General features: G+C 66.7%; 24 protein-coding genes. 9 read left to right on the plus strand and 15 right to left on the minus strand.

Annotation, left to right across the window (positions count from 1 at the left end; all coding sequences use genetic code 11):
- Positions 1-10 precede the first annotated feature (10 nt).
- Entirely contained in the window at positions 11-1222 is a 1212-nt protein-coding gene (locus RSO01_RS00245; RefSeq protein WP_170302762.1) for an MFS transporter, read from the plus strand.
- Between the two features lie 18 nt (positions 1223-1240).
- Positions 1241-1525 (plus strand): hypothetical protein, encoded by a 285-nt coding sequence (locus tag RSO01_RS00250; protein WP_147144975.1) that lies wholly within the window; start codon positions 1241-1243, stop codon positions 1523-1525.
- Positions 1526-1536: 11 nt separating this feature from the next.
- Here the strand turns inward: RSO01_RS00250 and RSO01_RS00255 are convergent, their stop codons facing one another.
- Positions 1537-2715, minus strand: a complete 1179-nt coding sequence (locus RSO01_RS00255) for a serine hydrolase domain-containing protein (protein WP_170302763.1) — start codon at positions 2713-2715, stop codon at positions 1537-1539.
- A gap of 172 nt (positions 2716-2887) precedes the next feature.
- On the opposite strand from RSO01_RS00255, the gene RSO01_RS00260 reads away from it, so the two are divergent.
- Positions 2888-3451, plus strand: coding sequence for an HNH endonuclease (locus RSO01_RS00260; protein ID WP_147144979.1), 564 nt, complete (start codon positions 2888-2890; stop codon positions 3449-3451).
- A gap of 38 nt (positions 3452-3489) precedes the next feature.
- Here RSO01_RS00260 and RSO01_RS00265 read toward each other — a convergent pair whose 3' ends face one another.
- The 11 genes from RSO01_RS00265 to RSO01_RS00315 form a co-directional block, all read right to left on the minus strand.
- Positions 3490-4053 carry a demethoxyubiquinone hydroxylase family protein gene (locus RSO01_RS00265; RefSeq protein ID WP_147144981.1) on the minus strand — a complete coding sequence of 188 codons (564 nt, stop codon included), beginning with the start codon at positions 4051-4053 and terminating at the stop codon, positions 3490-3492.
- Positions 4050-4559, minus strand: a complete 510-nt coding sequence (locus tag RSO01_RS00270) for a disulfide bond formation protein B (RefSeq protein ID WP_147144984.1) — start codon at positions 4557-4559, stop codon at positions 4050-4052. Before RSO01_RS00270 ends, RSO01_RS00265 begins: the two co-directional genes overlap by 4 nt.
- Before the next feature lie 9 nt (positions 4560-4568).
- Entirely contained in the window at positions 4569-5150 is a 582-nt protein-coding gene (locus tag RSO01_RS00275; protein WP_147144985.1) for a YqaA family protein, read from the minus strand.
- 114 nt (positions 5151-5264) lie between these two features.
- Positions 5265-6266 carry an NAD(P)H-dependent flavin oxidoreductase gene (locus RSO01_RS00280; RefSeq protein ID WP_147144987.1) on the minus strand — a complete coding sequence of 334 codons (1002 nt, stop codon included), beginning with the start codon at positions 6264-6266 and terminating at the stop codon, positions 5265-5267.
- Between the two features lie 57 nt (positions 6267-6323).
- Positions 6324-6989, minus strand: coding sequence for a glutathione S-transferase family protein (locus tag RSO01_RS00285; protein ID WP_147144989.1), 666 nt, complete (start codon positions 6987-6989; stop codon positions 6324-6326).
- 10 nt (positions 6990-6999) lie between these two features.
- Positions 7000-8430: a carotenoid oxygenase family protein gene (locus RSO01_RS00290; RefSeq protein WP_147144992.1), complete on the minus strand. Its 1431-nt coding sequence runs from the start codon at positions 8428-8430 to the stop codon at positions 7000-7002.
- A 105-nt stretch (positions 8431-8535) separates the two neighbouring features.
- The gene (locus RSO01_RS00295) at positions 8536-8754 is read right to left on the minus strand and encodes a hypothetical protein (protein ID WP_147144994.1); all 219 of its coding nucleotides are present in this window, start codon (positions 8752-8754) and stop codon (positions 8536-8538) included.
- Between the two features lie 123 nt (positions 8755-8877).
- Positions 8878-10173 (minus strand): MFS transporter, encoded by a 1296-nt coding sequence (locus tag RSO01_RS00300; protein WP_147144996.1) that lies wholly within the window; start codon positions 10171-10173, stop codon positions 8878-8880.
- 18 nt (positions 10174-10191) lie between these two features.
- Positions 10192-11412 carry a serine hydrolase domain-containing protein gene (locus RSO01_RS00305; protein ID WP_147144998.1) on the minus strand — a complete coding sequence of 407 codons (1221 nt, stop codon included), beginning with the start codon at positions 11410-11412 and terminating at the stop codon, positions 10192-10194.
- Positions 11409-12074: an alpha/beta hydrolase gene (locus RSO01_RS00310; RefSeq protein ID WP_147145001.1), complete on the minus strand. Its 666-nt coding sequence runs from the start codon at positions 12072-12074 to the stop codon at positions 11409-11411. The genes RSO01_RS00305 and RSO01_RS00310 overlap by 4 nt, the downstream gene beginning before the upstream one ends.
- Positions 12071-12736: a DNA-3-methyladenine glycosylase family protein gene (locus tag RSO01_RS00315; RefSeq protein ID WP_174825905.1), complete on the minus strand. Its 666-nt coding sequence runs from the start codon at positions 12734-12736 to the stop codon at positions 12071-12073. The genes RSO01_RS00310 and RSO01_RS00315 overlap by 4 nt, the downstream gene beginning before the upstream one ends.
- 46 nt (positions 12737-12782) lie before the next feature.
- Here RSO01_RS00315 and RSO01_RS00320 point away from each other — a divergent pair, with 46 nt between their 5' ends.
- The 5 genes from RSO01_RS00320 to RSO01_RS00345 all read left to right on the plus strand — a co-directional run bounded on the left by RSO01_RS00320 (position 12783) and on the right by RSO01_RS00345 (position 17691).
- Entirely contained in the window at positions 12783-13586 is an 804-nt protein-coding gene (locus RSO01_RS00320) for a nucleotidyltransferase domain-containing protein (RefSeq protein ID WP_147145003.1), read from the plus strand.
- Positions 13583-14437: a tRNA glutamyl-Q(34) synthetase GluQRS gene (gene gluQRS, locus RSO01_RS00325; protein WP_147145006.1), complete on the plus strand. Its 855-nt coding sequence runs from the start codon at positions 13583-13585 to the stop codon at positions 14435-14437. Before RSO01_RS00320 ends, gluQRS begins: the two co-directional genes overlap by 4 nt.
- A gap of 10 nt (positions 14438-14447) precedes the next feature.
- Entirely contained in the window at positions 14448-15605 is a 1158-nt protein-coding gene (locus RSO01_RS00330; RefSeq protein ID WP_147145008.1) for an aromatic ring-hydroxylating oxygenase subunit alpha, read from the plus strand.
- Positions 15606-15688: 83 nt separating this feature from the next.
- Positions 15689-16792, plus strand: coding sequence for a 5-methyltetrahydropteroyltriglutamate--homocysteine S-methyltransferase (locus RSO01_RS00335; protein WP_147145010.1), 1104 nt, complete (start codon positions 15689-15691; stop codon positions 16790-16792).
- A 617-nt stretch (positions 16793-17409) separates the two neighbouring features.
- On the plus strand, positions 17410-17691 hold the full coding sequence (locus tag RSO01_RS00345) for a hypothetical protein (protein ID WP_147145012.1): 282 nt from the start codon (positions 17410-17412) through the stop codon (positions 17689-17691).
- 1 nt (position 17692) lies between these two features.
- On the opposite strand, the gene RSO01_RS00350 is transcribed toward RSO01_RS00345, so the two are convergent.
- From RSO01_RS00350 to RSO01_RS00360, 3 genes are all read right to left on the minus strand, one after another.
- Positions 17693-18235, minus strand: coding sequence for a hypothetical protein (locus tag RSO01_RS00350; protein ID WP_147145014.1), 543 nt, complete (start codon positions 18233-18235; stop codon positions 17693-17695).
- A 12-nt stretch (positions 18236-18247) separates the two neighbouring features.
- Positions 18248-19681, minus strand: coding sequence for an LVIVD repeat-containing protein (locus RSO01_RS00355; protein WP_147145016.1), 1434 nt, complete (start codon positions 19679-19681; stop codon positions 18248-18250).
- Positions 19682-19787: 106 nt separating this feature from the next.
- Complete coding sequence (locus RSO01_RS00360; protein ID WP_147145018.1) at positions 19788-20345, minus strand: hypothetical protein; 558 nt, start codon at positions 20343-20345, stop codon at positions 19788-19790.
- 87 nt (positions 20346-20432) lie between these two features.
- On the opposite strand from RSO01_RS00360, the gene RSO01_RS00365 reads away from it, so the two are divergent.
- The gene (locus RSO01_RS00365; RefSeq protein WP_147145020.1) at positions 20433-20726 is read left to right on the plus strand and encodes a hypothetical protein; all 294 of its coding nucleotides are present in this window, start codon (positions 20433-20435) and stop codon (positions 20724-20726) included.
- Positions 20727-20752: the final 26 nt, after the last annotated feature.

Raw genomic sequence — 20752 nt, forward strand, 5'->3', positions numbered from 1 at the left:
GGTGAAGCCGATGACGCGGTTCGTGCCCTGGGCGCTGGTGGCGCTGTGCTTCGCGCTGGGCGTGGCGAGCCGCTCGATCAGCGACACCTTCGTGGTCTTCGTGCCGGCGCTGCAGGGCGCCTTCGATGCGAGCCGCAGTGCGGTCACGCTGATCTACAGCTTCGCGCTGCTGGTCGGCGGCATCGCCGCGCCGATCTCGGGCTGGATCGTCGATCGTTTCGGTCTGCGCGCGCTCACCGTCATCGGCATGTCGGCCGCGGCGCTCGCCACCCTGTCGGCCTCGTTCGCCACGGAGATCTGGCACCTCTATGTCGCGCTCGGCATCGTCATGGGCTTTTCCGGTGCCTCGTTGGCGGGCGTGCTCAGCGCCACGCTGCTCGGCCGCTGGTTCCCGGCGAATCGGCTGGGCGTGGCGCTGGCCGTCGCCTGGTCGGCCGCAGGTGTCGGCACCATGGGTATGCTGCCGCTCGCCCAGCACCTGATCGCAACGGACGGCTGGCGGCATGCCTACAGCGTGTTCTCGATCATCAGCGCCGCCTTCATCCCGCTGCTGGTAGTTCTGCCGTGGCAACGCATCGCGCGCGGTGCATCCGGCCTGGTGCCGGCGCGCGCGACCGACAAGCCCGGGCCGACCGTCGGCGAAGCGGTGCGCGAATGGCCGTTCTGGGCGCTGACCGCGTCGTTCGGCTTCACCTCGCTCGGCATCTTCTCGATCGTGCCGCAGACCGTGGTCTATCTGCTGGAACGTGGCTTCGACGGCGCTTATGCCGCGCGGGCCATCGCCGTCGCCGGCTTCCTGACGCCGCTCGGCATGATCGGCTTCTCGTGGCTCGCCGATCGCGGCGGCCGCAAGATCGCGGCCATCCTTGCCTATGCCTGCTCGATCGCGGGCGTCTGTGCGCTCGCCATGGTGCGTACACCGGGCGACGATCTCTGGCTCTGGGTCTACGTGCTGCTGTTCGGCGGCAGCATGGGCTCGCGCGGACCAATGATCTCGACGCTCGCGACCTTGCGCTATCGCGGCGCCCATTTCGGCCGCATCTACGGCTTCATCGGCATCGGCATGGGCCTCGGCGGATTTTTGGGCGCCTGGATCGGCGGCCTGCTGCACGACTGGACCGGCGGATATGCGGCCGTGATGATATTTTCCGTGGCATCCTTGGCGCTCGCCATGGCGGCGCTTGGTGCCGAAGCGGGCGAACGGGAGCGGCTCAGCAGGTAGCGAAGGAGGAGACAAGTGATGTTCAGGAAGATGACGATGATCTTGCTGGCGCTGGTCGGCCTCGCGGCGACGGCACGGGGCGACGTGGCGAAGGGCGACGCCTGCGCGTCGAACCTCTCGGCGGTCGGCAAGCAGATCTATGCCGCCACCGTCGCCGCCAACCCGACGCTACAGACCCTGCGCGACACGGTGCGTTCGCAGGCACGCGGCATGGTGATGGGCGGCCAGATCTCGCGCGACGACGCGGAAGCCAACGCCATCCCCGCCGCCGAGTGCGTGCGCGTGCGCCTGCAGCAGCAGTAGCGCCGGAGAGGCTACGGCAAGATGGCCGAGTGCACGAAGTTGGCGACGAGATCCAGTCGCTTGCTGTGCCAGGGGTCGGGAACGCGGTTGTTGGTGACGTAGGCGAACGACACGCCCGACTCCGGATCGCCCCAGCAGTACGACGTGCCGACGCCGCCATGGCCGAAGACGCCCGGGTTGGCGAAGGCGCCGAGCCCGCGGATGTTGGCCGTGGTGCCGCGCAGATGCGGCCCCAGGCCGCGATGCATGGGCATGCCCATGAACTCGTCGACGCGATCGCCGGTGTGGTTGCGGATGGCGTATTGCAGGGTGCGAGGGGAAAGGATGCGCGTGCCGTTGAGCTCGCCGCCCGCCAGCATCATCTGGTAGAGCGCCGCCATGGCGCGCGCCGTGCCGTAGCCCGCGCCGCCCGGTGCGCCGCCCTTGCGCCATTCGGCGGTGTTCGCATCCCCGTCGCGGCGCATGCCTTCACCGTTGGGCCCCTTATCGCCGGGTACTGTTTCGTGCATGTCGGCGGCGCGGCCGAACTCGGCCTCGGGCAGGCCGACGAAAAGCTCGCGGCCGAGGCCCAGCGGCTCGGCCACGGTCTCGCGGATGACGTCGCGAAAGTCCTTGCCGGTGACGGCCTCGATCAGCACGCCCAAGGTCCAGTGCGCCGACAACCCGTGGTAATGGACCTTCGAGCCGGGCGTCCATTCGAGCGGGAAGTCGCACACGACCTCGCGCAGCCGCTTGTGGTCGGCCCATGCATCCTTGCCGACGACCGCGTTGGGGAAGCCGCCCTGGTGCGTGATGGTCTGCAGAACCGTGATGTTGCCCTTGGCGTGCTTGGCGAAAGCCGGCACGTGATCGGCGATCCTGTCGGAGAACGAAAACAGCCCGCGCTCGGCCAGCGCCCACAGCGTGACGGCCGTCACCACCTTGGTGTTGGAATAGAGGAGCCACAGCGTGTCGTCTGCCGCCGCGCGCGGTTTCGGTTCGGTGACAGCGTTACCGAAGCTTTTATAGAGCGCGAGCTTGCCGTGGCGGGCGAGCGCGATCTGGCAGCCGGGATAGCGGTTTTCCGCGACATGCCGTTCGATCAGGGCGATCAGCCGGTCGATCTGGCCTTTGCGGAAGCCGAGCGATTCGAGATCCGACGAAGGCAGGGGAAAACTTGCTGCACGGGCGATGTTGGTGACGGTGTCCACGATAAGGTTCCCTCCTGTGATGGCGATATTATCGTTCGATTGCATGTCGATGAACCGCTTATCGACATGTTGTGTTTTAGAAAAACTTTGCCACAATGCGCGGCATGTTCGACCGGGCTTTCGACCGACTCGACTTCCGCAGTAGACCCGCTCAACGGCGCCGAGGCTAGCCGTGACGCCGGGGCTCGAATCCTGTCACGCGCTGGTGCTCAACGCCGACTTTCGACCCCTGTCTTACTTTCCATTGTCGATCTGGTCCTGGCAGGACGCGGTGAAGGCCGTGTTCCTCGACCGCGTCAGCGTGATCTCCGAATACGAGCGCAAGATCCACAGCCCGTCCTTCGAGATGCGGCTGCCGAGCGTCATAGCGCTCAAGGAATACGTGCCGGCGGCACGGCGGCCGGCGTTCACGCGGTTCAACGTGTTCCTGCGCGATCGTTTCCACTGCCAGTATTGCGGCGGCGACTTCGCGACCAACGAGCTTACTTTCGATCACGTCGTGCCGAAGTCGCGCGGCGGACGTACGGCGTGGACCAACGTCGTGACCGCCTGCAGCCCATGCAATCTCCTGAAGGGCAACCAGCTCCTCAAGGAAATCGGCATGCTGCTGCAGCGCTATCCGTCGGAGCCGACGACGCAGGAGTTACAGGAGAACGGCCGCGCCTTCCCGCCCGGCTACCTGCACGAAAGCTGGCGCGACTTCCTCTACTGGGACAGCGAGCTGGATCAGACCTGATTGGGAGCGCGGGCCTCCGGCCCGCTCATGCGCTCCCGTTAAAACCGCGTCGACAGCCAGATCGCCAATCGCGAGCCCGCCTTGATGGCCGAGGTCAGCGTCTCGTAGGCCGGCGCCTGCTCGGCGCCGGCGGCGAGGGCCGTTTCCTTGTGCTCGATCTCCTCGGCGCGGAACTTCTCGATGGTGCCGCGCAACTCGGCCTCGTCGTCGCCCAGCGCGGCGGCCTGATGCGCATAGTGCTCGTCGATCGTTTCCTCGACGGCGACGGTGCAGGCCATCGCCGCCTTGTCGCCCATCAGCGCCGTCGCCGCGCCCAGCGCGAAGCCCGCGACGCTCCACAGCGGCTGCAGCACGGTCGGCCGCACGCGGCGCTCGACCAGCAGGTGGTCGAAGACCTCGTTGTGCTCGCGCTCGGCGCGCGCCATGGCGGCGATCTTGCGGCCGGCCTCGCTGTTGGAGCGGCCGGTCCAGCGCATGGCTGCGAGCTGGCCCTGGTAGATGCGCACGGCGCCGAACTCGCCCGCCTGGTCGACGCGGATGGTGCGCTCGATCAGCTCGCGCGGCTCGGCATCGCCGGGATTGCGGGTTTCGCCGGTTTTCATCGACGCTCTCTCACCCAACTCGCGACGCCCGAGGCCAGCACGAAGGCGAGGGCGCCCGACAGGATCGCGTTCCAGCCGGCCATCGAGATACCCCACATCGCCCAGGCGGTCTCGTCGCAACGGACCATCTTGGCGCCGAACAGGTACTTCTTGAGCTGCTCGGGCGTCAGCCCCTTCGGCACGTTGCCGGAGCAGGCCTGGGGGCCGGCCCACCAATGATACTCGACGCCGACATGGAACACGCCGATGCCGGCCGTGACGATCAAGGCCGTGATCGCGGTCAGCATGAACACCAGCGCAAGCCGCGGCCAAGCGAAGGAGGCGAGCGCCAGCAGCCCGACGATGATCGCCACCATGTGCGGATAGCGCTGCCAGTAGCACATCTCGCAGGGGGAGAGGCCCATGACGTATTGGAAATAGTAGGCGCCGCCCAGCAAGGCGCCGCTGCCCAGCGCCGCGAGAAGGCCGAGCTTGCTGGGAAGGGGAAGACGTTCAGCGAGGGTCATGCACGCGACCTAGAAGATGTAGCGGAAGGCGACGAACCCACCGATCAGGGCGATCAGGAACAACCACGTGAGCAGCGTCAGGCGCTTCTCGACGAAGGTCCGGATCGGCTCGCCGAACTTCCACAGCAAGGCTGCCACGATGAAGAAGCGCGCGCCACGCGTCACGATGGACGCCCACACGAACGTGAACAGGTCGAAGTGGGCCGCGCCCGAGGCGATGGTCACCAGCTTGTAGGGGATGGGGGTGAGGCCTTTTATCAGGATGATCCAGATGCCGTACTGCTCGAAGCCGTGGCGGAAGGCGGCCAGGCCCGACTGCAGGCCGTATGTCCGGACCACCCATTCGCCCAGCGTCTCGAAGAAGTAGTAGCCGATAGCGTAGCCCAGGAGGCCGCCCACGACCGAGCAGACGGTGCACACGGCCGCGATGGTGAAGGCCTTGGCGCGATTGGCCAGCACCATCGGGATCAGCATCACGTCAGGCGGGATGGGAAAGACCGAGCTTTCCAGGAAGGAGATGACGCCGAGCGCAGGAAGGGCGCGAGGGTGAGCCGCGAGCCGGATCACCCAGTCATAAAGGCTACGGATCATGCGGGTCGTTCCCTAGCAGGGGCAACCCCACCTGTCATCCTGAGCGCAGCGAAGGATCTCATGCCCGTTGCAAACGGCGATGAGGTCCTTCGCTTACGCTCAGGACGACAGAAACTACTCTGCCGCCTGCTTCAGGCTGGTCGGTACCGTCTCGCCGGCAAAGAGAGCCGCGCGGGCGGCCTCGTATTCGGCCTTGAGGCGCGCCACGATCTCGGCTGCCGGCGGCGCGTCGAAGATCTGGCCGACGCCCTGGCCGGCGCCCCAGATGTCGCGCCACGCTTTCGCCTTGGTGTTGCCGCCCGAGCCGAAGTTCATCTTGCTCTTGTCGGCCACAGGAAGGTCATCGGGGTCGAGGCCGGCTGCAGCGATGCTGCGCTTCAGGTAGTTGCCGTGCACGCCGGTGAAGAGGTTGGTGTAGACGATCTCCTCGCCGCTCGACTCGATGATGCACTGTTTGTTGCCGTCGGTCGCGTTGGCTTCCTTGCTGGCCGTGAAGCGCGTGCCGATGTAGGCGAGGTCCGCGCCGACCGCCTGGGCCGACAGCACCGACGCGCCGTTGGCGATCGAGCCCGAGAGCAGGAGGCAGCCGTCGTAGAACTGGCGCACTTCCGGCACCAGGGCGAACGGCGACAGCCGGCCGGCGTGGCCGCCGGCGCCCGAGCACACCAGGATCAACCCGTCGACACCCGCCTGCAGCGCGCGCTTGGCGTGCACCACGTTGGTCACGTCATGGAACACCAGGCAGCCGTAGCGCTTGGCCGACTTCACCACGTCGTCGGGCGCGCGCAGCGAAGTGATCTGGATCGGCACCTTGTACTTCTCGCAAAGATCGATGTCGTGCTGCAGGCGGTCGTTGGAGCTGTGCACGATCTGGTTGACCGCGAACGGCGCGACCTTGGCCGTCGGATGCTTGGCCTTGTACTCGGCGAGCTCGGAGGTGATGCGCTTCAGCCACTCCTCGAGCATTTCCTTGGGCCGCGCGTTCAGCGCCGGGAAGGAGCCGACGATGCCCGCCTTGCACTGCTCGATCACCAGGTCGGGATTGGAGACGATGAACAACGGCGCGCCGACGACAGGGATCGAGAGGTTGTCGCGCAGCAGGGCGGGAAGAGCCACGATTTCGCTCCTTGGAATGTCTATTTCAGTGTTCGAGCCGGCCTAGCACGACCGGGTTCACTTCAGGAAGGTCTGCGGCCCGCCTCGTTCCAGCGCACGCTTGTAGGCCGGCCGCGCCTGCACGCGCTCGACGAAGCTCCTGAGCTTGGGCAGCTTGCCGGTGAAGCCGACGCGTGCATCGGCCGCTTCGATCGGGAAGCTCATCTGCACGTCGGCCGCGGTGAGCTCGGCGCCCGCGAACCACTCGCGCTTGTGCAGCTCGCTCTCGAGGAAGGCGAAGTGGTTGGTGACCTGCGGGCCGAGCAGCGCCTTGTCGGCGCCGTTGGAGATCATCTTCGCCACCGGGCGCATCGCCCACGGCACGCGCTCGGGCAGGCGGTTGAACACCAGCTTCATGAACAGAATCGGCATCAGCGAGCCTTCGGCGTAGTGCAGGAAGTAGGTGTAGTGCAGCCGCTCCGGCGTGCCGTGCTGGGGCGCCAGCCGGCCGTTGCCGTAAGTCTCGACCAGGTACTCGAGGATCGCGCCCGATTCGGCCAGTGTCTTGTCGCCGTCGGTGATCACCGGCGACTTGCCGAGCGGATGCACGGCGCGCAGCGACGCCGGCGCCTGCATCGTCGGCTCGCGCTTGTAGAGCTTGACCTCGTAGTCGAGGCCAAGCTCCTCCAGCATCCACAGCACCCTTTGCGAACGCGAGTTCTCGAGATGGTGGACGGTGATCATCGTCGTCTCCTTAGAGCGGGCCGGGCCGCCAGTTGCCGTGGAAGCCTGCGGGCACCTTGGTGCTGAGATGAGCGAGCGCCACCGGTCCCTTGGCGATGTCGGTCGCCTCGAACACGGCGAGGTCGCTGCGACCTTCCTTGCCGCGCCACACCACGGTCAGCACCCAGCCGTCGCCTTCGGGAGCATCGTCGCTGCGCGGCACGAAGATCGGCTCGCCGAAGCGGTCGGCCTGCTCGCCGGCAAAAGCCTCGTTCTTGCCGGTCTTGAGGTCGTAGTGGGTGATGCCGTCCATGCGCGGCTCGCCGGTGCGCGTGTCGACGACGTTGCCGGCGACGATCCAGCCGTGCCGGTAGTCGCTCATGCAGAAGCGTTCATCGAAGCGCGGGAACTCGCCGGCGCGGTCATCGAGCTGCTCCTCCTTGAAGGTGTTGGCCTGGCCCGACGGATCGAAGGTCCAGCGGAACAGCCGGGCCTGCGGCGTGGTCGGCGACGACGGCTTGCCGTCGGGCAACGGGAAGAGCGGGGCCACGTCGAACTTCATGACGTCGACCACGACCTTGCCGTCGGCGGTCTCGTAGTGGTTCATCGGATGGAAGACGTAGCTCGGCGGCGCACTGATCCACTTCACATCGGCGACAGTGCCGTTGCGCGGGATGAAGGCGATGTGCGTGCCCTTGTCGGGCTCCCAGGCGAAGGGCGGCAGGCCCGCCATCGCCCGCTCCATAGACGAGGTCAGCGGGAAGATCGGCAGCACGATCCAGTTCCGCGTCACCGCGAAGTCGTGGATCATGCTGGGGAAGGGGCCGTCGAGGACCTCGGCGCGCGTGATCTGGCCGTCTTCCGTTACGGTCTGGATGCTCACTTCCTTGGTGAAGCGCCCCTTGGCCGAGTAGCCGAAGAACACCATCTCGCCGGTCTTGGGATCGAGCTTGGGATGGGCGGTGAACGGCCCGTTGAGCTTGTCGCCGAAGGTCTCGTAGCCGCCGTTGACGGGCATGAGGCTCGCAGGGTCAAGCGAGAAGGGCGCGTGCGCCTCCTCGAGCGCCAGAAGCTTGCCGCCGTGCCAGACGATGTTGGTGTTGGCGATGGTCGAGTTCATCTGGAAGATACGCGGATCGCTGTAACGCGGATTATTGAAGGTGCCGGAAAGGCCCTCGCCCTCCTTGTTCTCGAGCTCCCACTTGGGCGTGCGCACCCAGCGGTTCCGGTAGGAGACGTTGCCGTTCTCGATGTGGAAGGCGTGGATCATGCCGTCGCCGCCGAACCAGTGGTACGGCCCGCGCGGCGCGAATTGCGGGTTGGGGCCGTTGCGGTAGAGCGTGCCGCAGAGCTCCCGGGGCATCTCGCCGGTGATGTGCAGGTGGCCGGCATCGGCCTCGGTGTTCACCGGGCCGTAATAGCCGTGCAGGAAGGGATTGTCGGTCGGGAAGGCCTTGGCCATGGCGCGCTCCGCTCGTCGGTTAAGGGTAACGCTGTGTACTTATCCGACGCTATCAATACACACTGTTTCCCGCAAGAGGATTCTTCAGGCCTCGCGCGCGCTGGTTCAGGCGGCTCTGTTGATGGTCTTGATGGCGAGGGGAGGGATGCCCGACTTCTCCGCTACGGCCCGGTCCTGCTCCTCGATGACACCACGTGCACCGGCATCGCCGTCGGCCAGGGCGTCGGCGGGAACCCGACGATTCGAGCGTTGCGAGCCGTCTTCGTAGGTTACGTTGAAGAAAACGAATTCCGCCCGGGCGCGCGCGCCAGGTTTCTTGGCCATGAAGCTCTCCAATTCTGTGTGATGACGATCTCCATAGCACGTCGAGGTGCCTTGGGTGAGAAAGTTCCGGGTGAAGGTCGTACGGTCTCGAGGCAACTCAAGACCGTCTGCAACCATCTGTTTTCATTCGAGATCGGCGACGATCCTGGGGGTTCGCTCCGGCTCGATCTCGCGCCGCCGGTAATAGAAGTGACCAACCACGCCCAGCCCCAGTAGCAGCAGGCCGAGATAGAACTCGGTGTGCGTCGGGCCGATCAGGTCGAAAAGCGGCGTGGCGCCGAGGTTAAAGACCAGCATCGAGCCCGCCATGATGGCGAGCCTGAGGCGAAACACGCGGGCGATCTCGGCGCCGCGGAAGGTCGTCTGCATGCGCGTGATCATGGGAATGAAGAAGAACGGCCCGCCAAGGCCTGCGACCATGCCGGACAGCATCATGCCCGGCAGCTTGTAGGGGTTGGGCAGACCCCAGGCCGCGAGCGCCAGCAGGACGAAGCCCAAACCCATGGCGACGTAGCCCAGGAACATGGTCGAGAGCGGCCGCGCAAAGCGCACGCTGCCTGCCACGAGGTTGCCTATGACGTCGCCGACACCGATGGTGCCGATGATCAGGCCGAGCGCCGCCAGCCCATGGAAGCCGAACAGGTGCGGGTCGTGCTCGACCACCATCAGGGCGATAGCGAGCTGCAAGGCCACGCTCCACGGACCGTTGGCGAAGGCGTTGACCAGGAGCAGCGCGCCGGTCGTGGGCTCGCTCAGCATCAATCGCGCGCCGTCGAGCAGGGCATCCCAGGCGCCGCGCCAGCCGCCGCGGCCGACGCGCGGCTTGTTCGCCGGATCGACGACGCGATCGCGGACCATCCAGACCGCGACGGCCGACGCCACGAACCCCACCGCCGTCACCGACAGGAAGTGGATCACCGGCAAAAGCGCGTTCAACACGGCCGCCAGCACGGGCCCGATGAGCCGCGCCAGTCGAAAGGTCGCGTCGAACAGGCCGTTGATCGCCTGCAGGGCCTCGCGGTCCTTCACCAGCACGGGCACGGCCGACTGCAGCGCCGGATTGAAGACCATGCGCATGGCGGCGAGGCCCATCACCGACAGCACCAGCAGCGGGATCGAGATGCCCCAGATGTAGAAGCCCGCGACGGGCAGCAGCGCGAGCACGGCGCTGGCATACTTGGCGCCGATCATGGCGCGATCGGCGCGCCAGCGGTCGAACAGCGAGGCGCCGAGCAGGCCGACCGCCAGCATGGCGCCATACTGCGCGGCGTTGACGTAACCCGCGGCGTTGCCGATCTGCCCGGCGGCGATCCAGACGACGGCGACACGGAACAGGTCCTCGCCGATGGTCGAGGCGGCAAGCCCCGACCACACCGTGGCGACGGCGGGGTCTTTCAGGGGACGAAGGACGGGGATCATCGACGGATCGTCAGCGGGTCACTTCACCCACACCCCGCCATCCTTGTTGGTGTAGCCGAGCGAAAGATAGGCCGCGTCGACCAGCGCCTGGCCGCGTTCGTTCATCAGCAGGCCGGGGCCCATGCGGTTCATCGTGTAGCCGAAGGAGAGACCGGCGACGGGATCGGCAAAGCCCAGCGAGCCGCCGGCGCCGACATGGCCGAAGGCGGCGCTGCCCATGATCACGCTGTCGACGTCAGGACCGAACAGTTTCGCGCCGACGCTGCGCTTGCGATTGTCCATCGATTTCATGAAGCCCAGCGCGAAGCGCGTCGGGATGCGCAAGGTGGCGTCGTCGTGCGTCGCCATCGAGACCTCGCCCATGCGGGCCAGGGTCGTGCCATCGACCAGCCTGCCGCCGCCGTTTGCCAGCGGGGCATACATGCCGGCGAGCCCACGCGCATTGGTGATGCCGTTGGCCGCGCCGATCTCGGCTGCATGGCCGGCGCGCGAGTTGGCGCCGCTGGCCCGCCAGGCGCCGACGTTGAAGAAGAACAACGCCGCCGGCGAGTCCCGCTTGAGCGCAAGATCGATCATGAACGGCGTCTTGGCCTGCTCCGGCTTGTAGACGAACGGGGTGATCGGCGCGACGCGCGGCTCGATCTCCTCGGGCAGGCCGATCCAGAAATCGAGTCCCAGCGGCCTGGCGATCTCGTTCTGGAAGAAGGTGCCGAGCGACATGCCGGCGGCCCGGCGCACCATCTCGCCCACCGTCCAGCCGAAGACGAAGCCCTGATAACCGTTGCGCGTACCGGGCTCCCAGAACGGCGCCTCCTCAGCCAGCAAGCCGGTCATATAATCCCATTCGTAGGGACCGCTGTCCTTCACCTTGGTGCGCAGGGCCGGCACGCCCACCGAATGGTCGAGCATCATGCGCGTGGTCGCGCGCTCCTTGCCGTTCTTCGCGAATTCGGGCCACAGCTCGGCGACTGGCGCATCGAGATCGAGCTTGCCGCGGCTCGCCAGCATGTGGGCGCAGAGCGCCGTCGCGCCCTTGGTGCAGGAGAAAACGATGCTGACCGTATCCTTGGTCCACGGCGTACCGGTCTTCTGGTCGGCAATGCCGCCCCACAGGTCGACCACCGTCTCGCCACCGACGGTCAGGCACACCGAGGCGCCGACTTCGCCGTTGGCATCGAAATTCTTGCGGAAGGCCTCGGCGACGCGCTCGAAGCCCGGCTTGCAGAGGCCGTCGGTCATTTCGGCACCGGGAGCTTGAACGCTTCCAACAGGAAGCGCGCAGCGGCGGACAGCCCGGTGTCGTTGATGCCGTGGCCGACGCCTTCGGCGATGTGCAAGCCGACCTTCACGTCGTTCTGCTCCAGCACCTGGGCGGCGCGCTGGCTGAGGATATGCGGCAGCATCTGGTCCTGGTCGCCGTGGGTCAGCAGCACCGGCGGGCGCGACTTGATCTCGTCCTTCAGGACCTCCGGTCCTGCCAGCATGCCCGAGAAGCCGATGATGCCGGCGAGCGGCTTGGTGCGGCGCAGGCCGATATGCAAGGCCATCATCGTGCCCTGCGAGAAGCCGACCAGCGCCGTCCTGCTCTCGTCCAGCCCGTGCTCGGCCATCTTCTCGTCGAGGAAGGCATCGACATCGGCCGCCGCGCCGCGCACGCCGGCTAGCGCCAGCTGCGGGTCGAGGCGCGAGACGGGAAACCACTGGTAGCCGAAAGGATTGCCCTCGCATGGTTGCGGCGCATTGGGAGCGTAGAAGATCACGTCGGGCATCAACGGCCCAAGCACCGGCGCGAGACCGATCAAATCGTTGCCGTCGGCGCCATAGCCGTGCAGCAGGATCACCATGTGTCCGGCCTTGCCCTCGTTGTGCGGGCCGTAGCTGGCGCCTTCGAGCTTGGTCATTTCGTTTTTGTCTCCACCTTGGGCGCCTTCGCACTCCAATCCGGCATGTTGCGGCGATAGTGCCAGAGCAGCAGTGCCGCTGCACTGCGCCAGGGCCGCCACTGCTCTGCGATTTTGACCAGCCGTTTCGCATCGGGACGCTTGCGCAGTTTCTTGAGATGCTGGGCCGCGATCACCAGGCCGAGATCGAGGCCCGGCATGATGTCGGGCCGGCCATGGGCGAACATCAGGTAGATCTCGGCCGTCCAGCGGCCGATGCCCTTGGCCTGGCACAGCATGGCGATGGCCGCTTCGTCGTCGAGCGCATCGAGCGTCGCGAAGTCGATGCGGCCCTCGACGATGTCGGTGGCGAGGCTGCGGCCGTAGCGCATCTTGGCGCCCGACAGGCCGACGGCGCGCAGGTCTTCGTCGCTCAGCGCCAGGAAATCCGCCGGCTCCATGCTGGGAGCCGCGGCTTCTAGCCTGAGCCAGATGCTGCGCGCGGCATGAACCGAGACCTGCTGGCCCACGATCGAGCGCATCAGGCCGCCGAAGCCCGTCGGCACCTCGCGCAACTCGGGATGCCCGACCTCCTTGATCGCGCGCGCGAAATCCGGATCGACCTTCGCCAGATGCCGCATCGCCTTCTTGAGATTGGCGGCATCGAGAACCACTTGAGCCATGCGGCCGGCATAGCACGCCGCGAGGCAGAACTGTAAGTTCCACGCCATGGGCCTGGCGAAACTCGACCTTCCCGACCTGCACGCACACATGCTGGAACGCGTCATCGCGGCTGCGCGCGCGGACGGGCACTTCGAGGCGCTGCTGGGAACCGGGTCGTTGGCCTACGGCGGCTTCGACGAGCATTCCGACCTCGACTTCGTGATCGTCGTGCGCGCCGACGATCATGCTGCGGCGATGGCCGAGCGCCAGGCGTTCGCCGCCCGGCTCGGACCTTTGCTGGCGGCGTTCGGCGGCGAGCATGTCGGCGAGCCGCGCCTGCTGATCTGCCTGTTCGGCCCGCCCTTGCTACATGTCGATCTCAAGTTCATCACGCCGGGCGATCTTTCCGCGCTGTCGGAGCACCCCGTGGTGCTGTGGGCGCGTGACACCGGTGATCTCGAACGGCGCCTGGCCGGCATGACGGTCTCGGGCCGCGGCCGCGATGCCCAATGGTACGAGGACCGCGCCTGGGTGTGGCTGCACTACGTTGCGACCAAGCTCTTGCGCGGCGAACACTTCGAAGCCATCGGCGGGCTCGACTTCTTCCGCGACCAGGTGCTGGGTGCAATGCTCCAGCGCAATGCCGGCCGCAAACCGCGCGGCGTGCGGCGAGTCGAGGACGTCGAGGGCGCCAAGGCGCTGCTGGCGCCGACGCTGCCCAGCACCGGCCATCGCTCCATCGCCGAGGCCCTGAAGCGATCGGCGGCGCTCTACGTCGAGCTGCGCACGGCCGAGCCGCCGGCGTCGCCGGTCAAGGGCATGCCCGGCCTGCTCCTGGACTTCGTCGACGGCAAACAGTCGCGCGCATGACGGTCGTCACGCGGTTTGCGCCCAGTCCGACGGGCGAGCTGCATCTCGGCTCGGCCTACTCGGCCTGGACCGGATGGCATCGCGCGCGCGAGGCCCATGGCCGCTTCCTGGTGCGTTTCGAGGACATCGACATCCGTCGCTGCAAGCGGGAGTTCGAGATGGCGATCCTCGACGATCTCAGGTGGCTCGGCTTCGATTGGGACGGTGAAGTGCGCCGCCAGTCCGAGCACTTCGCGACCTACGGCAAGGCGCTCGACCAGCTCGGCGCGCGCGGCCTGATCTATCCTTGCTTCTGCAGCCGCGCCGCGATCGAGCGCGAGCTCGCGGCCTCGGCCAACGCGCCGCATGGACCCGATGGCCCGCTTTATCCCGGAACCTGCCGCCGTCTGTCGGTGCAGGAGCGACGCGACAGGATCGCCGCCGGGCAGGAGCACTGCCTTCGCCTCGACGCCGAACGCGCAGCGCGGGAAGCCGGCCCCTATCACTTCTTCGACGAGACGCTGGGCCGCGTCGAGGGCGAGCCATTGCTGATGGGCGACTTCGTGATCGCGCGTAAGGACACGCCGACCAGTTACCATCTGGCGGTCACGGTCGACGATCATCTGCAGGGCATCACCCTGGTGACACGCGGCGTCGATGTCCTGCCCTCGACCCACGTGCACGGCCTGCTGCAGAAGCTTTTGGGCTACGAGACGCCGCGCTACGCCCACCACAAGCTCTTGACCGACGCCTCGGGCCGCCGCTTCGCCAAGCGCGACCGCGACATGACCATCCGCGCCATGCGTGAAGCGGGTCTCGAGCCCCGGGAGATCATCGTCCGCGCACTGGCGGCGGCCGCGGCCGCGTCCTAAGATTCGAGCCATGAACAGACAAGAAGAACTGGCCGTCGGGAGGCGGCTGCTCGGCCACATCGACGGCCGCACCACCGACCTTGCCGAGGCGATGTTCCGCAATCGCGTCTCGGCCTATTCTTGCCGCGAGCGTGCCGCGCTGGAGCGTGACCGGCTGTTCCGCGAACGGCCGGTCTTCATGGGCCTGTCGACGCGCCTGCCCAGGTCTGGTGACTATCTCACCGAGGATGTCGCCGGCATGCCGGTGCTGATGACCCGCGGCGCCGACGGCGAGGTCCGCGCCTTCGCCAACATCTGCCGCCATCGCGGCGCGCCGGTCGCGCACGGGTGCGGCAACGCCCGCGCCTTCGTCTGTCCCTATCACGGCTGGACCTACGATGGCGCCGGCAAGCTTCTGGGCACCACCGACAAGGTGGGCTTCGCCGGCATCGATCTTTCAAGCCACGGCCTGGTGCGCCTGCCGGTGGCCGAGCGCCATGGCCTCATGTTCGTGCGGCCCAAGCCGATCGGCGCGGGCGAGAGCGGAGCGATCGACATCGATGCCGATCTCGGTGCGCTGGTGCCCGATCTCGCGGCGCTGAAGCTCGACACCTATCCGATCTTCTCGGCCGACCGAGTCGCCCCTCGCATCAACTGGAAGTTCGCCATCGACACCTTCCTCGAGGGCTATCACATCCCGCATCTGCATCGGAAGACGATCGCGCCGTACTTCATCGGCAATGTCGGCACCTTCGACGGCGCCGGGCTGCACGGCCGCATGTGCGTGGCGCGCACCTCGATCGACACGGTGCGCCCGGTGGCCGAGGGCGAGCGCAACTACCGCCCGCACGTCATCTCGATCTACCAGCTCTTCCCCAACACCATCCTGATCTGGCAGGTCGACCATATCGAGATCTGGCGCGCCTTCCCCGACCGTGACGATGCGAGCCGCTGCGATGTCGAGATGACGATCTACAAGCCCCAGGACAGCGACAGGCCCGACGCCTACTGGGAGAAGAACCGCGACATCGCCATCCGCACGGTGATGGAGGAGGACTTCCCGCTGGGCGAGCGCATGCAGATCGGCTTCGAATCCGGCGCCACAGAAGAGGTGATCTACGGCCGCAACGAGCCGTCGCTGGTCCATTTCCACACGTCCATTCGCAACGCCCTCGGCGTGGCGGCTTAGCTCATTGGACCGCGGGCCTCCAGGCCCGCTCATGAATCATGAGCGGGCCTGGAGGCCCGCGGTCCGGCAAGAAGGAGAAGACAATGCAACGTACCACGCCGCCCTTCCGTGCCGACCAGGTCGGCAGTCTCTTGCGCAGCGCACCCGTGAAGGACGCGCGCACCAAGCGGCTGGCCGGCGAGATCACGCCTGCCGAGCTGAAGGCGGTCGAGGATGCCGAGATCAAGAAGCTGGTGGCCAGGCAGGAATCGATCGGCCTGCAGGCGGTGACCGACGGCGAGTTCCGCCGCTCGTGGTGGCATTACGACTTCCTGGCCAAGCTCGACGGCGTCGAGCTGGTGAGCGTCACCCAGGGCCTGCAGTTCAAGGGCACGCAGACCAAGGCCGAGGGCCTGCATGTGCACGGCAAGATCGACTTCTCGGCGTCACATCCCATGATCGACCACTTCAAGTACCTGAAGTCGGTCGCCAAGTCTGTGCCCAAGATGACCATCCCGTCGCCGACGGCGCTGCACTATCGCGGCGGCCGTCAGGCGATCGAGAAGTCGGTCTATCCCGAGATGGATCCGTTCTTCGCCGATCTCGGCCGCGCCTACGGCAAGGCGGTGCGCGCTTTCGGCGAGGCGGGCTGCACCTACCTGCAGCTCGACGAAGTGTTCGTGGCGTACCTCTGCGACGAGGCGCAGCGCGGGTACCTGCGCGGTCGCGGCGACGATCCCGACCGGCTGCTGCATGTCTATGCCGACCTGGTGAACGCCGCCTGCGCCGGCCGCACGCCCGGCATGATCATCTCCATGCATCTCTGCCGCGGCAACTTCCGCTCGACCTGGATGGCGCAGGGCGGTTACGAGCGTGTCGCCGACATCCTGTTCAACCAGATGGGCGTCGACGCCTATTTCATGGAATACGACACCGAGCGCGCTGGCGGCTTCGAGCCGCTGCGCTTCCTGCCGAAGGGCAAGCAGGTCGTGCTGGGCGTCATGACCTCCAAGACCGGCGAGCTGGAGAGCAAGGACCAGCTCAAGCGCCGCATCGACGAGGCGGCCAAGTTCGCACCGATCGATCAGCTCTGCCTCTCGCCGCAATGCGGTTTCGCCAGCACCGAGGAGGGCAACCTGCTCGCCGAGGATGAACAGTGGGCGAAGCTCGGCCGCTGCGTGGAGGTCGCGAGAGAAGTCTGGGGTTAGGGTAGCGATGCTCATCGCGTTTGGCGGAAGACGACCGTTGCCCGCGCACTGGCGCGACGAAGTCCCGGCCGACCTGACACCTCCAGGTTGCTGCGGCGGGGCGAAGCGGGGCACCTATTGTTCGCCGGCGTCGACAACGCCCATTGCGCATGGCAGGCCGCGTAGCCACCTCAGTCACCAGCCCTATAAAGCAGATTTTTTTAGATTGGGACCAAATCATGTTTCGGTTGATTGCAGGCGCGTCGCTTGGACTAGCGTTGGTTGCGTCTTCGGCGGAAGCCAGAGTTTACTGTAATGCAGATGGCACGCCGCAGGGTTGTGTTTGGGAGCCGACTCAGGGCTGGGGCGCGCGTGGTGTTGGCGTCGCTCCGGGCGTTGGTGCCGGCGCAGCCGGTGTCGGTGTCGCTCCCGGTGTTGGCGTGGGCGCGCGGGGCGTCGGCGTTGAGCCCGGCGTTGGCGTCGGAAGAGACGGCGCCGAGGGCGAGATGAATCGTGGCGGCCCGGTCAATCGCGCCGGTCGTCGCTAAAGCACGATCTGCTCGGCTGGAAGCGGCCGAGCAGATCGTGTCCGCTGAACAACGAACATCCGTGCGCTCCACTCGCCGACAGGAAATCAGATGCGAACGATCATGACCGCGACGCTGGTGCTCGCCATGGCGGGCCTGGCGGCTACGGCGCGGGCGGACGGGCCGGCAGGCGAGACCTGTGCGGCTGGCCTGACGAGCGATGGCAAGGCGATCTTTGCCGTGGTCACCGCCACCAACCCGACGTCCGAGACGGTGAAATCGGTGGTCGAGTACCAGACGCGAGCCCTCGCCATGGACGGCAAGATCGGCCGCGACGACGCGCGCGAGAACGCGATGGCCGCAGGGGCGTGCATGAAAGCGCGTCTTCAGTAGCTCAACGTCCGCCGAGTGCCTGGCTGATCCAGTCCTGCACCGTGCTCGACTCGAGATGCCGGTAGGCGGAGGTGCGTTCGCTCTCGTCGACGAGATTGCCGGCGATCACGGCAATGACGAGATCGCACTTCTGCGAGACAGCAATGCCTTCGACATGGCGCGTCGTGCCGTTCGCGAGCTCGTAGCGATAGAGCCGCGCGCGGCCGGACAGCGCTCCGATGCGGACGGCGAGGCCTTCCTTGACCGGCGCGAAGCGTTGGTCGAGCAGGTCGACGTCGGTCACCCGGTCGACCTCCTCGTCGGTGGTGACGCCGGTCTCGCAGTTGCCGCAGAAGCCGAGCTTGGGCCGGAGATAGACTTCAAGCGTGCCGCGGCGCCAGGCGCGGCCCTGGGGCCACGCGTCGCGCGGAAACGGCCAGTTGGTCGGTCGCCACGGCGCGTCCTTGCTGAGCGACGGTGGGTCGTCTTCACTCAGGTTGAGCGCCACCATGCCGGCCACCAGGCCCGCGGCGAGCGATGTTTGGACGACCGTGCGGCGCTTCATGGGATGCCCCGCCTATTTGAGGCCCGCCACTGTGCGCGCCTCGCCGCCCAGCTCGAGGATGTGCATGCCCGTGTTGGCGCGATCGACGATGTAAATGTAGCCGCGCGCGTCGGTCTCGACATTGTTGGTCTGGATCGCCGTCTTGCAGCGGTCCTGGCCGTCGACCTTCACGCAGCGCTTGTCGGTCTTCTCGGTGATCGCCGGGATGAAGTAACCGACTTCCTTGGGCTGGAAGGGATTGCGGATGTCGAGCGCGCGTACGCCGGCATTGAAGAAGGCGATGAAGGCCATCTTCTTGTAGTAGACCGGGTCCATGCTCTCGTTGGAGGAGTGCGCACCGAAGCGGCCGCCGCGCTGGCAGAAATTGCCGCTCGCCTCCGGCACGGTCCAGTTCGACACCATCATCGGCGCCTTCTCGATCGACAGGTCGGCGAACCACACCATCTGCCGCGCTTCCGCGCACTCGTTCAGGATCGATTCGTTCACGATCATGACGATGTCGCGCTCGGCTCCGTCCTTGTCGCGCGCGAACTCGGCCACCGGCATTTTTGGCATGGGGAAGGTGGTGTGCGCGCCGGTCCATGGCGTCATCACCAGCCGCGCCACCTCCGGCGCCGCGAGGTTGGCCGGCGTCGGCTCCTTCGGTCCCTTGAGCAGCTTCTCGCGGTCGACGATCTGCAGCATACCGCCCTTGTTGGTGCCGTAGCCGAAATAGACGCGGTTGCCCTGCGGCCCGGTCGAGATCGGCCCGTGCAGGTCGGTCGGCACCGTGCCGGTGGCGCCCGGCTCCTGGCCGACCAGGCCGAAGTCGCGGATCTTCACCGGGTTCTTCGGGTCCGAAAGATCGTAGATCTGCGTCATGCGCTTGGTGCGCCAGTCGGGCGCGCCGCCGACCAGGAAGGCGATGCCGGTGTCGCACTCCCACCAGCTCTTGTGCGTGTCCTTCAGTCCGCCGATGCGTATCACCAGCACGGGCTCGGCCGGATTGGCGACGTTCCAGATCTCATGCGCCTCGCCGCCGAAGGTGCGCAGCATGTAGACCGCCGCGCGGTCTCCTTTGGGCAGGGCCGAGCCGTCGCAGATGCGCACCATCTGCGCGCCGCCCGCCTCGTACTTGCCCGGCTGGCCGGGCAGGTGGCGCAGGTATTTCGGGTTGGCGGGATCGGTGACGTCGACGATCGACGTGCCGTTGGGCTCGGGCTTGCCGGTCATGGGATTGACGGGCTCGGCGATGTCGTCGGTGCCGCCGTGATGGCCGACATAGGCGATCCAACGATCGCCCTGGCGATGGATGGTGGGCTGGTAAGCGCTGCGCGCCTGCAGGTCGGTCCAGCCGACCAGGCGCATGTTCGAGGCTTCCGGCGGCGCGCCGACTTTCTGTTGCTGGGCAAAGGATGGAAACGCCGCGACCAACAAACCGACGATGAGCAGAGACTGCCGCGTCATGGTGTTTTCTCCGGAGTTTGACCGATTATAGGCCCAACTGGCCGGACCGGCGACGGGGCGGCGGTGACCTCGAGATATCGAATATCGCGCCTTGACGGTCGCCTGCCTATCGCGCCTCGAGCTGCTTGTTCACCCACACCTGCACGGTGTTCGACTCCAGGAACTGATACGCCATCTTGCGCTTGTCGGGATCTGCCATGTCGCCGTCGACGATGGCGACCAGCAGGTCGCACTTGTAGGCGACGGCGATGCCCTCGGCGAGGCGCGGGGCGCCGTTGTGCATCTTGTGGCGATAGAGGCGGCTCCTGCCAAACAGGTCGGTGATGCGGATGCGCTTGCCCGGCCCGTCCGGAACGAAGCGCGGATCGAGGCGGTCGATGTCGATCACGCGGTCGACCGCCTCGTCGCTGATCACGCCCGTCTCACAGTCGCTGCAGACGTCGAATTTCAGGCGGACGTAGAAATCGAGATCGTGACCGGTCCAGGCCCGACCGGGCGGCCAGGCGTCGGGCGGGAAAGGCCAGCGGATGGGCCTGAAACCCCTGCCGTCGGTTGGGCCGAGCGCCACGCGTTCGTCGGCGAGCCAGGCAAGGCCGGCCAGGCCGGCGACCATGCCTGCCCCCAGATAGATCTTCGTGACCGTGCGGCGCGCCAACAGCGCCATCGCGTTCTCCCTGCTCGCTGCAATTATATACCCGCGACGGGCTATCGCTTGACCGTCCGCGCGACCGACAGCATTTTGCCGCCCGCGATGACGATCGGGAATCTCCTGCTTTATTTTCTGGCCTGCGGCGTGGCGACCTTTCCGCTGACGCTGATTGGCATGCGCGTCGTCGCCTCCCTATCGCCGGGCAGCCGCATCGCCCGCAAGCTCGACGACACGTTCGAGGCGGCGCTGACGATTTCCCTCGTCGTCTGGCTGTTGGGCGCCTTCGTGTTCTACGGCATCGCGCTCTATATCGAGCGCAAGAGCGACTGCGCCGACCAGAGAACGACGCAGCTTACCTACGAGTGCCGCAAGCTTTACGGCGGCAGGGACATATAGCTGCGCGAAAGCTGTCATCCCGAGCG

It is taken from the genome of Reyranella soli, assembly GCF_007992495.1.
In the GTDB taxonomy this organism is placed as follows: Bacteria; Pseudomonadota; Alphaproteobacteria; order Reyranellales; family Reyranellaceae; genus Reyranella; species Reyranella soli.